The sequence below is a fragment of the Nocardia neocaledoniensis genome, from assembly GCF_029868625.1.
Lineage (GTDB): Bacteria > Actinomycetota > Actinomycetes > Mycobacteriales > Mycobacteriaceae > Nocardia > Nocardia neocaledoniensis_A.
Map to the genome: position 1 here is coordinate 1 of NZ_JARWOJ010000169.1, position 9565 is coordinate 9565.

Annotated in this window: 11 protein-coding genes; 6 read left to right on the forward strand and 5 right to left on the reverse strand. The window is 69.1% G+C overall.

What is annotated here, in order from left to right:
* Positions 1-191: 191 nt before the first annotated feature.
* The 3 genes from QH270_RS12045 to QH270_RS12055 form a co-directional block, all read right to left on the reverse strand.
* Positions 192-347, reverse strand: coding sequence for a hypothetical protein (locus QH270_RS12045; protein ID WP_167456418.1), 156 nt, complete (start codon positions 345-347; stop codon positions 192-194).
* 76 nt (positions 348-423) lie between these two features.
* Complete coding sequence (locus QH270_RS12050) at positions 424-561, reverse strand: hypothetical protein (protein WP_280340962.1); 138 nt, start codon at positions 559-561, stop codon at positions 424-426.
* A gap of 31 nt (positions 562-592) precedes the next feature.
* Positions 593-781 (reverse strand): hypothetical protein, encoded by a 189-nt coding sequence (locus QH270_RS12055; protein ID WP_280340963.1) that lies wholly within the window; start codon positions 779-781, stop codon positions 593-595.
* A gap of 229 nt (positions 782-1010) precedes the next feature.
* Here QH270_RS12055 and QH270_RS12060 point away from each other — a divergent pair, with 229 nt between their 5' ends.
* The 3 genes from QH270_RS12060 (at position 1011) to QH270_RS12070 (ending at position 4179) form a co-directional block, all read left to right on the forward strand.
* Positions 1011-2213, forward strand: a complete 1203-nt coding sequence (locus tag QH270_RS12060; RefSeq protein WP_280340965.1) for an argininosuccinate synthase — start codon at positions 1011-1013, stop codon at positions 2211-2213.
* A 174-nt stretch (positions 2214-2387) separates the two neighbouring features.
* Positions 2388-3809, forward strand: a complete 1422-nt coding sequence (gene argH / locus QH270_RS12065) for an argininosuccinate lyase (protein WP_280340967.1) — start codon at positions 2388-2390, stop codon at positions 3807-3809.
* A 46-nt stretch (positions 3810-3855) separates the two neighbouring features.
* Positions 3856-4179: a DMT family transporter gene (locus QH270_RS12070; RefSeq protein ID WP_280340969.1), complete on the forward strand. Its 324-nt coding sequence runs from the start codon at positions 3856-3858 to the stop codon at positions 4177-4179.
* 167 nt (positions 4180-4346) lie between these two features.
* Here the strand turns inward: QH270_RS12070 and ilvA are convergent, their stop codons facing one another.
* Positions 4347-5576 carry a threonine ammonia-lyase gene (gene ilvA / locus QH270_RS12075; RefSeq protein WP_280340971.1) on the reverse strand — a complete coding sequence of 410 codons (1230 nt, stop codon included), beginning with the start codon at positions 5574-5576 and terminating at the stop codon, positions 4347-4349.
* Positions 5577-5599: 23 nt separating this feature from the next.
* The gene (locus QH270_RS12080; protein WP_280340973.1) at positions 5600-6778 is read right to left on the reverse strand and encodes a serine hydrolase domain-containing protein; all 1179 of its coding nucleotides are present in this window, start codon (positions 6776-6778) and stop codon (positions 5600-5602) included.
* Between the two features lie 106 nt (positions 6779-6884).
* On the opposite strand from QH270_RS12080, the gene QH270_RS12085 reads away from it, so the two are divergent.
* The 3 genes from QH270_RS12085 to QH270_RS12095 form a co-directional block, all read left to right on the forward strand.
* The gene (locus QH270_RS12085; RefSeq protein ID WP_110040514.1) at positions 6885-7607 is read left to right on the forward strand and encodes a GntR family transcriptional regulator; all 723 of its coding nucleotides are present in this window, start codon (positions 6885-6887) and stop codon (positions 7605-7607) included.
* Between the two features lie 84 nt (positions 7608-7691).
* Positions 7692-9182 (forward strand): NCS1 family nucleobase:cation symporter-1, encoded by a 1491-nt coding sequence (locus QH270_RS12090; protein ID WP_280340979.1) that lies wholly within the window; start codon positions 7692-7694, stop codon positions 9180-9182.
* Positions 9182-9565, forward strand: a 384-nt coding sequence (locus QH270_RS12095) for an aspartate/glutamate racemase family protein (protein WP_280340981.1), incomplete at its 3' end; no start/stop codon positions are given. The genes QH270_RS12090 and QH270_RS12095, both read left to right, overlap by 1 nt.

Consider the following 9565-nt stretch of genomic DNA (forward strand, 5'->3'; position numbering starts at 1 on the left):
ACACCGAACAATCAGGGCGGCGGTGGCGGCGGGGGCCAGTACCCGTTCAACTGACCGGCGTGGGGTACGGGCCCCCCCCCGCCCCGACCCCAATTATACCCCCCATGGCGCCCCCGACGTGTCCCGGAGCGCGGGCGCCCAGGGGCGTATACTCGGGGTGCCGGGGGGGGGGGGCCCGCAACCCACGCCGGTCAGTTGAACGGGTACTGGCCCCCGCCGCCACCGCCGCCCTGATTGTTCGGTGTCGCGACGTCGATGATGTCCTGGACGAGCGAGACGATCGCCCGGCCGACCTCGAGAACCCCGTTGCCGAGGGTGGAGAATTCCTGCGCGATGTAGTGGAGCATCTTGTTCGTCCTCACGTCTGGCGAGCCGAATAGTGCTCTCCCAGAGTGCCACACGAACCGGGGCGAGCGGGTTCGCTCAGGACGCGAGGAAGTTCAGGATCGCCAAGGCCAGCGGCGAACTCAGGTCGAACAACACCCGGCCGATGTGCAGGCCGACGGTGGCGCCGGATTCGTAGTGGTCGGACAGGAACTGCAGGATCGCGTCCTCGGTCATGATCTTCTCCTCCTGGTCGGGGCGCCGCGGGCTAGGTGAAGAACGGCTGCAGCAGGGGCGCGCCCATGTCGATGACGACCTTGGCGACGGTCAGGCCGAGGTTTCCGAGTCCGATAACGACATGGCCGATCAGGTCGTAGTTGTCCTGGGCGAAATCTCGTAGCTGCTGCATGATGACGTACTCCTTGATCCCGACCGGTTCCGAATCTGCTGTGACCACCGTCTCACATTCAGGGTTTGCTGCCAAGATGCCGAGCGGTGTCATCGCAGGTGATCGCGGTTTTCTGGCGCCCTGGCCGAGAGGCGTAACCCCCGGTGATGAATGAGATTGCATCATCGTGCATAATCATTTGCAGCAACGGCGCGAGCCGACTCGGCGGCCGGAGCATCCATACTGCTCAGGGCAGCCCGCGCAGCGGAACGACAACACCTCGAGGAGCACAACAGACATGTCCGATCGCGTCGTACTCGCCTACTCCGGTGGGCTGGACACCTCCGTCGCCATCAGCTGGATCGCGAAGGAGACCGGTGCCGAGGTGGTGGCCGTGGCCATCGACCTGGGCCAGGGTGGCGAGGACATGAACGTGGTGCGCCAGCGAGCCCTGGACTGCGGCGCCGTCGAGGCGATCGTGGTCGACGCGCGCGACGAGTTCGCCGACGAGTACTGCCTGCCGACCATCCAGGCCAACGCCATGTACATGGGCCAGTACCCACTGGTCTCGGCCATCAGCCGTCCGCTGATCGTCAAGCACCTGGTCGAGGCCGCGAAGTTCCACAACGCGACCACCGTCTCGCACGGCTGCACCGGCAAGGGCAACGACCAGGTCCGCTTCGAGGTCGGCATCGGCGCGCTCGCACCCGACCTGGACGTCATCGCCCCGGTCCGTGACTACGCCTGGACCCGCGAGAAGGCCATCGCCTTCGCCGAGGAGAACAACCTCCCGATCAACGTCACCAAGAAGTCGCCGTTCTCCATCGACCAGAACGTGTGGGGCCGCGCGGTCGAGACCGGCTTCCTCGAGGACCTGTGGAACGCGCCGACCAAGGACGTCTACGACTACACCGCCGACCCGACGGTGAACTTCGAGGCGCCCGACGAGGTCATCATCACCTTCGACAAGGGTGTGCCGGTCGCCATCGACGGCCGTCCCGTCACCGTGCTGCAGGCCATCGAGGAGATGAACACCCGCGCGGGCCGCCAGGGCGTCGGCCGCCTCGACATGGTCGAGGACCGGCTCGTCGGCATCAAGAGCCGCGAGATCTACGAGGCGCCGGGCGCCATCGCGCTGATCACCGCGCACCAGGCGCTCGAGAACGTCACCATCGAGCGCGAGCTGGGCCGCTACAAGCGTCAGGTCGAGCAGCGCTGGGGCGAGCTGGCCTACGACGGCCTGTGGTTCTCCCCGCTCAAGCGCGCCCTGGACGCCTTCGTGCAGGACACCCAGCAGCAGGTCTCCGGCGACATCCGGATGGTGCTGCACGGTGGCTCCGCCGTGGTCAACGGCCGCCGCTCCGAGCAGTCGCTCTACGACTTCAACCTGGCCACCTACGACGAGGGCGACACTTTCGACCAGTCGCTGGCCAAGGGCTTCGTGCAGATCCACGGCCTGTCCTCGAAGGTCGCCGCGCGGCGCGACCTGAACCAGAAGTAACACCGCACCACCGCGTCCCCGGCTCCGACATCCGACGGGCCGGGGACGCGGCATGTGTGCGCCCGCCCGGGTCGACCGGACTCGTGGCGACGCCGACGCGGGCGGCACCCGCGCCGCTGGTTACGGTGGACATCGGCATCCCCCCGCACTTCTATCCCGAGGAGACAGCACACCATGACCGACGGCGGCAGCACGAACACCGGTGCCCTCTGGGGTGGGCGCTTCGCGTCCGGGCCCGCCGAGGCGATGGCGGCGCTGAGCAAGTCCACGCACTTCGACTGGGCGCTGGCGCCCTACGACATCCGCGCCTCCCAGGCGCACGCCCGGGTCCTGCACAAGGCGGGCCTGCTCTCCGCGGAAGATCTGTCCGGCATGCTGGCCGGTCTGGACGCGCTGGCCGCCGACGTGGCCTCGGGCGCGTTCGGTCCCGCCGACTCGGACGAGGACGTGCACGGCGCGCTGGAGCGGGGACTGATCGAGCGGGTCGGCGCCGAGCTCGGTGGCAGGCTGCGGGCGGGCCGCTCGCGCAACGACCAGGTGGCCACGCTGTTCCGGATGTGGCTGCGTGACGGCGTGCGCCGGGTCGCCGCGGGCGTGCTCGATGTGGTCGACGCGCTCGTCGCCCAGGCCGCGGCGCATCCCGACGCGGTGATGCCGGGCAAGACGCACCTGCAGGCCGCCCAGCCGGTGCTGCTCGCGCACCATCTGCTCGCGCACGCGCACCCACTGCTGCGCGATCTGGAACGCCTGCGCGACTTCGACAAGCGTGCCGCGATCTCGCCCTACGGCTCGGGCGCGCTCGCCGGTTCCTCGCTGGGCCTGGACCCCGAGCAGATCGCCGCCGAATTGGATTTCACCGCCGCGGCGGCCAATTCGATCGACGCGACCTCCTCGCGTGACTTCGCCGCGGAGGCCGCGTTCGTCCTCGCCATGATCGGTGTCGACCTGAGCCGGATGGCCGAGGAGGTCATCCTCTGGAGCACACCGGAATTCGGGTACGTGACCCTCGCCGACGCGTGGTCGACCGGCTCGTCGATCATGCCGCAGAAGAAGAACCCCGATGTCTCCGAGCTGACCCGCGGCAAGGCGGGTCGCCTGATCGGCAACCTGACCGGCCTGCTCGCCACGCTGAAGGCCCAGCCGCTGGCCTACAACCGGGACCTGCAGGAGGACAAGGAGCCCCTGTTCGACTCGGTCGCCCAGCTCGAGCTGCTGCTGCCCGCCATCGCGGGCCTGGTGGGCACGCTGACCTTCCACACCGACCGGATGGCCGAACTCGCCCCCGCCGGCTTCACCCTCGCCACCGACATCGCGGAATGGATGGTGCGCCAAGGTGTTCCGTTCCGGGTGGCGCACGAGGCGGCCGGCGCGTGCGTGCGGGTCGCCGAGGGCCGCGGTGTCGGCCTCGACGAACTCACCGACGCGGAGTTCGCCGCCGTCGATCCGGCGCTGACCGCGGGTGTGCGCGAAGTCCTCACGGTCGAGGGCTCCATCGCCTCCCGCAACGCCAGGGGCGGCACCGCCGGTGTCCGCGTCGCCGAGCAGCTCGACGAGGTGCGCGCGTCCGCCGAGGACGCCCGCGCCTGGCTGAGCTGATCTCGCACGGGAGCGGCTGATTCGGGCGCCGGGCTACTCTGCGCCCATGACGTTGCTGTTCCTGGCGCTGGCCATCGCCTCCGAAGTCACCGCGACGGTGTCGCTGAAGCTGTCCGAAGGGTTCACCAAGCTGGTGCCCTCGATCATCGTCGTGGTGGGCTACGGCACCGCGTTCTACTTCCTGTCCCAGGCGTTGAAGCGCGGGATGGGTATCGGTGTCGCCTACGGGATCTGGTCGGCCGTCGGTGTCGCGGCCATCGCGGCGATCGGCGTGCTGTTCCTGGGCGAGCGCCTCACCCTGGTGCAGGTCGGCGGGATCGGTCTGGTGATCCTCGGCGTGCTGGCTCTGGAACTCGGTGGCGCACACTGATTCACCGGACTACCGGCACTTGCGCCGCACCGGTCTCAAAGATCACCGCGCCGCGCGAGTTCGGGGGTGCTCGTGCGGCATTGCGCCACGGTGGCTCGCATTGCCCGCCCCCGCGGGGAGGCGCTCTGCGGCTCCGGTCCACCGACCTGAGCAGCGATTCGGTCACGCTAGAGCTCGGCGCGCACCCTGAATCCCGCGTCGCGCAAGGAGTCCAGGACATCATCCCGGTGGGCGGGACCGCGCGTTTCCACCGTCAGCGACACCTCGACCTCGTCGACGGCCAGCCACATGCCGGTGCGCGAATGCACGACGTCGACCACGCTCGCACCCGCGCGGCCGACGACCCGGAGCAGCTCGGACAGGGCGCCGGGGCGGTCGGCGATGGTCACCCGCATCGCCAGATAGCGGCCCGCCGCGCTGAGACCGTGTCCGATCACCCGGGTGAGCAGCAGTGGGTCGATGTTGCCGCCGGACAGGACCGTGACGACCGGGCCGGGCAGGTCGCGCTCGCGCAGGGCGGGGGTGAGCAGGGCGGCGACCCCTGCGGCGCCCGCGGGCTCGACGATGAGCTTGGCGCGCTCCAGGCACAGCAGCAGCGCCTTGGACAGCGCGTCCTCGTCGACCGTGACGATCTCGCGCACCAACTCGGCCACATGGGCGAAGGGTACGGCGCCGGGCAACCCGACCGCGATGCCGTCGGCCATGGTCGCCATCCTCGGCACGCGCACCGGCTTGCCCGCGGTGAGCGAATCCGGCCAGGCCGCCGCCTCGGCCGCCTGCACCCCGATCACCTCGACGTGCGGCGCCAGCGCGTGCAGGGCGACCGCGATCCCCGCCAGGAGCCCACCGCCACCGGTCGGCACGACGACGGTCCCGACATCGGGAACCTGCTCGAGGATCTCCAGCGCGACCGTCGCCTGGCCCGCGACGATGTCGGGATGGTCGAACGGATGGATCAGCGTCGCACCGGTGCGTTCGGCGAATTCCTGTGCAGCCAGCAGTGATTCATCGATGGTGTCGCCCACCAGATGCACCTCGGCACCGTAGGCGCGGGTCGCTACCAGCTTGGGCAGCGATGCGCCGATCGGCATGAACACCGTCGAGCTGATGCCCAGCTCGGCGGCCGACCACGCCACGCCCTGGGCGTGATTGCCCGCGCTCGCCGCGACCACCCCGCGCGCCCGCTCGGCCGCGGGCAGATTCGCGATCCGGTTGTAGGCGCCGCGCGGCTTGAACGACCCGGTCCGCTGCAGGTTCTCGCACTTGAGCAGCACCTGCGTCCCGATCCGCTCCGACAGCACCCGCGACCCCACGGTCGGCGTGCGCCGGATCACCGGCGCGAGCAACCGCGCCGCCGCCTCGACCTGTTCGATCCCGACGCTCTCCATGGGCCACATCGTGCCAGCCCGCCGCCGCGCACTCAGGCGAGGGCGGCGGCCTTGGCGATGTTGTGCGCGCGGGTGCCGAGGCGGGTGAGCCGGGCGTCGCCGAGCGGGGTGAGCTTGCCGCCGAGACGGTTGGTCACGAAGGCCAGCGACAGCCCGGTCGCGGGGTCGGCGAACGCGCCGGAACCGCCGAGGCCGAAGTGCCCGAACGCCGAGATCGGGTCGGCCTTGGACGGTTTCATCGGCACGCCGTGGAACCCGAGCGCCCACGGGATGCGGAAGGCGAGTACATAGTCGGGCGTGAACACCTGCCGGGTGGACATGCGCCGCACCGTCTCGGGCCGCAGCACCTGGGTGCCCTCGAGCTCGCCCTTGTTGGCGAGGGCGGCGTACACCCTGGCCAGCGCGCGTGCCGAGAACACCCCGTTCACGCCCGGCATCACCGAATCGTGGATACGGGGATCGACGATGAGGTCGGCGAAACCGCGCGGCGTGGTCTCCGCGGCCGCCGCGAACCTGGTGCGGGTGAGCAGGTCCGAGCCGCGCTCCCACTCCATGCCCGCGGCGCGCAACCGGGGAAAGGTGGTGGCGATGCGATGCCGCTCCTCCTTCGGCACCCGGAACCAGAGTTCTTCGGCGCCGAGGGGTTCGGCGAGTTCGGTGCGCACCACGTCGACGAACTCGCGACCGGTGACCCGGCGCACCAGCTCGGCGGCCAGGTGACCGAAGCTGATCCCGTGATAGCCGCTGGTGACCCGGTGCCGCGGGTCGGGGGTGGCCGCCGCGAGGGCGGCGGTGACGGCCTCGTCGTCGAGGAACCGTTCGACCGGCCCGGGGAGCAGCCCGCGCAGCCGGTGCAGACCGGCGCGGTGGGTGAGCACGTCGCGCACGGTGATGTGCGCCTTGCCCGCCGCCGCGAATTCCGGCCAGTACTCGGCGACGGCGGTGTCGTAGTCGAGCTGACCGCGTTCGGCGAGCTGATGGATCACCGTGGACGCCACGCCTTTTCCGGTGGAGAAGGCCAGCGCGACGGAGTCCGCGGACCACGGCACACCGGGGGCGGAGTAGCCCGCCCACACATCCACCACCGGTTCACCGTGCAGGTACACGCACAGCGCGCCGCCGCCGTGCGCGGGCGTGCGGAACAGGCTGTCGAACATGGTGACCAGGCTGACGAAACGGCGATCCACCGACTGCGTTGTCGAAACTCCCATCCCCCGAGCATGCCATTCCCATTCCTGGACCGACCGGTACGGTGATCGTTTCCTGACCGTCACACAGGGGACTGCGGCCGCAACAGATCGTCCATAGCATGAGTCGATGACCCAGAGACGACGATCGGCGCTGCTCGCCCGGCTGGTGGTCGACGAGCCGGGCCGCCCGCAGGTGATCCTCGGCGAACTGCGCCGGGTGATCCTCGACGGCGCCGTCCCGCCGTGCACGGTGATTCCGCTGCGTGAGGTGGCCGAACTGTTCGGCGTGAGCCACATCCCGGTGCGTGAGGCGCTCAAGACCCTGATCGGGGAGGGGCTGGTCACCCACCGTCAGCAACGCGGATATCAGGTGGCCCAGCTCACGGCGCGCGAACTGCGGGAGATGTACATCGTGCGCGACACCCTGGAGACGGCCTCGCTCGCGGCCGCGGCCGCCAACGCCGACGATGCCGAACGCGCGCATCTGCTCGCCGTGAACGAGCTGCTCGAGCGCGCCATCCTCGACGACGATCCGGCGGCGTATCAGCGGCAGTCGCGCAGCTTCCACGTCGCGCTGACCCGCCCGTCCCGGATGTTCCGGCTGCTGCACATGCTGGAGGCGGCCTGGAACATCACCGAACCCGCGCAGCCGATGGTGCACATCGACCGGTGCGACCGGGAACGGCTGCACATCGACCACATCGCGATGCTCGACGCGTTCCTCGCCCGCGACGTCGACCGATTGCTCGCGCACGCCGACGAACACCACCGCAGGCTGGAATCGGTCATCGCCACCCTGCCCACCGATACCGGGTTGCTCGCGCCGGAAGATATATCTTCGGTGCAATAGCCGGGAAACGGTCGGGAAACCGTGGGGCAACTGCTGATACTTACCGTCAGCGCAGCAGATTCACCCCTTCGGACGGGAACGATCATGACCGACACCATCACCTCCGCCGCGGGTGTTCCCGCCGGTGATCCGCCGAAATACGACCCCCGGCTGACGAACGACGATCTGGCTCCGCTGCGCGAACAACGCTGGGGCACTTACAACATATTCGCCTTCTGGATGTCGGACGTGCACAGCGTCGGCGGATATGTCACCGCCGGTAGCCTTTTCGCACTCGGTCTGGCGAGCTGGCAGGTGCTGGCGGCATTGCTCATCGGCATCACCATCGTCTATTTCTTCTGCAATCTGGTCGCGAAACCGAGTCAGGTGACCGGGGTGCCCTATCCGGTGATCTGCCGCAGTGCCTTCGGCGTGCTCGGCGCGAACATCCCCGCGATCATCCGCGGCTTGATCGCGGTGGCCTGGTACGGCATCCAGACCTTTCTCGCCTCCGCCGCGCTGGATGTCGTGCTGGTGAAGCTGTTTCCGGGGCTGGCGCCCTACGCCGTCACCGCCGACTACGGCTTCCTCGGGTTGTCGCTGCTCGGCTGGGGCAGCTTCCTGCTGCTGTGGGTGGTGCAGGCGTGCGTGTTCTGGCGCGGTATGGATTCGATCCGCAAATTCATCGACTTCTGCGGACCGGCCGTGTACGTGGTGATGTTCGTGCTGTGCGGCTATCTGATCGCGAAAGCCGGGTGGGGTGCCATCGACCTGAGCCTGGGCGAGGTGAAGTACACCGGCTGGGCGTCGGTTCCGGTGATGCTCGGCGCGATCGCGCTGGTGGTCTCCTATTTCTCCGGACCGATGCTGAACTTCGGCGACTTCTCCCGCTACGGCAGGAGCTATCGCGCCGTGCGGGCCGGCAATCTGCTCGGACTGCCCGTGAATTTCCTGCTGTTCTCGCTGCTGGTCGTGATCACCGCGTCGCTGACGGTGCCCGTCTACGGTGAACTGATCACCGATCCGGTCGCCACCGTCGCCAAGATCGATTCCACCTTCGCGATCGTGCTGGGCGCGCTCACGTTCACCGTCGCCACGATCGGCATCAATATCGTCGCCAATTTCATTTCGCCCGCCTTCGATTTCTCGAATGTGAGCCCGCAGCGGATCAGCTGGCGCGCGGGCGGCATGATCGCCGCGGTCGGTTCGGTGCTGATCACCCCGTGGAATCTCTACAACAACCCCGACGTGATCCACTACACGCTCGAGGTGCTCGGCGCGTTCATCGGTCCGCTGTTCGGGGTGCTGATCTGCGACTACTACCTGGTGCGCAAGCAGCAGGTGATCGTCGACGACCTGTTCACCATGTCCGAACGCGGAACCTATTGGTACCGCAAGGGATATCACCCCGCCGCGATCATCGCGACCGCGGTCGGCGCCACCGTCGCGGTGTTCCCGGTGCTGTTCAACAGTCTGCGTGGCATGCACACCGCCGCCCAGTACAGCTGGTTCATCGGCTGCGGCGTCGGATTCGCCACCTACTACCTGCTGACCGCGGCCAAGCGCGCGGCGGCCACCGAGGAGGCCGGAGCCTGATGCGGATCAGGGTGATCAACCCGAACACCACGCGCGCGATGACCGCGACGATCGAGCGGTGCGCGCTGGCCGTCGCGGGCCCGGGCACGGTGCTCGACGCGGTCACCTCGGAAATGGGGCCCGCCTCCATCGAGAGCCACTACGACGAGGCCATGAGCGTGCCGGGTCTGCTGGCGGCGATCCGGCGCGGGGAGGCGGAGGGTGTGGACGGTTACGTCATCGCCTGCTTCGGCGATCCGGGACTCGACGCGGCCACGGAACAGGCCCCCGGCCCCGTGATAGGTATAGCGGAGGCGGCGCTTAACACCCCCACCCCCCCCCGCCCCCGCCAAAACCGGGGGTCCACCCGGGGCCCGACCCGGGGGCCCGCCCCCCCGCCGGCC

Excerpts from the sequence above, each read along its gene's own strand:
- QH270_RS12090 (WP_280340979.1), top strand. The coding sequence starts at position 7,692 with ATGACCGACACCATCACCTCCGCCGCGGGTGTTCCCGCCGGTGATCCG.
- QH270_RS12070 (WP_280340969.1), top strand. The coding sequence starts at position 3,856 with ATGACGTTGCTGTTCCTGGCGCTGGCCATCGCCTCCGAAGTCACCGCG.
- QH270_RS12085 (WP_110040514.1), top strand. The coding sequence starts at position 6,885 with ATGACCCAGAGACGACGATCGGCGCTGCTCGCCCGGCTGGTGGTCGAC.
- QH270_RS12060 (WP_280340965.1), top strand. The coding sequence starts at position 1,011 with ATGTCCGATCGCGTCGTACTCGCCTACTCCGGTGGGCTGGACACCTCC.
- QH270_RS12050 (WP_280340962.1), bottom strand. The coding sequence starts at position 561 with ATGACCGAGGACGCGATCCTGCAGTTCCTGTCCGACCACTACGAATCC.
- QH270_RS12045 (WP_167456418.1), bottom strand. The coding sequence starts at position 347 with ATGCTCCACTACATCGCGCAGGAATTCTCCACCCTCGGCAACGGGGTT.
- ilvA (WP_280340971.1), bottom strand. The coding sequence starts at position 5,576 with ATGTGGCCCATGGAGAGCGTCGGGATCGAACAGGTCGAGGCGGCGGCG.
- argH (WP_280340967.1), top strand. The coding sequence starts at position 2,388 with ATGACCGACGGCGGCAGCACGAACACCGGTGCCCTCTGGGGTGGGCGC.
- QH270_RS12080 (WP_280340973.1), bottom strand. The coding sequence starts at position 6,778 with ATGGGAGTTTCGACAACGCAGTCGGTGGATCGCCGTTTCGTCAGCCTG.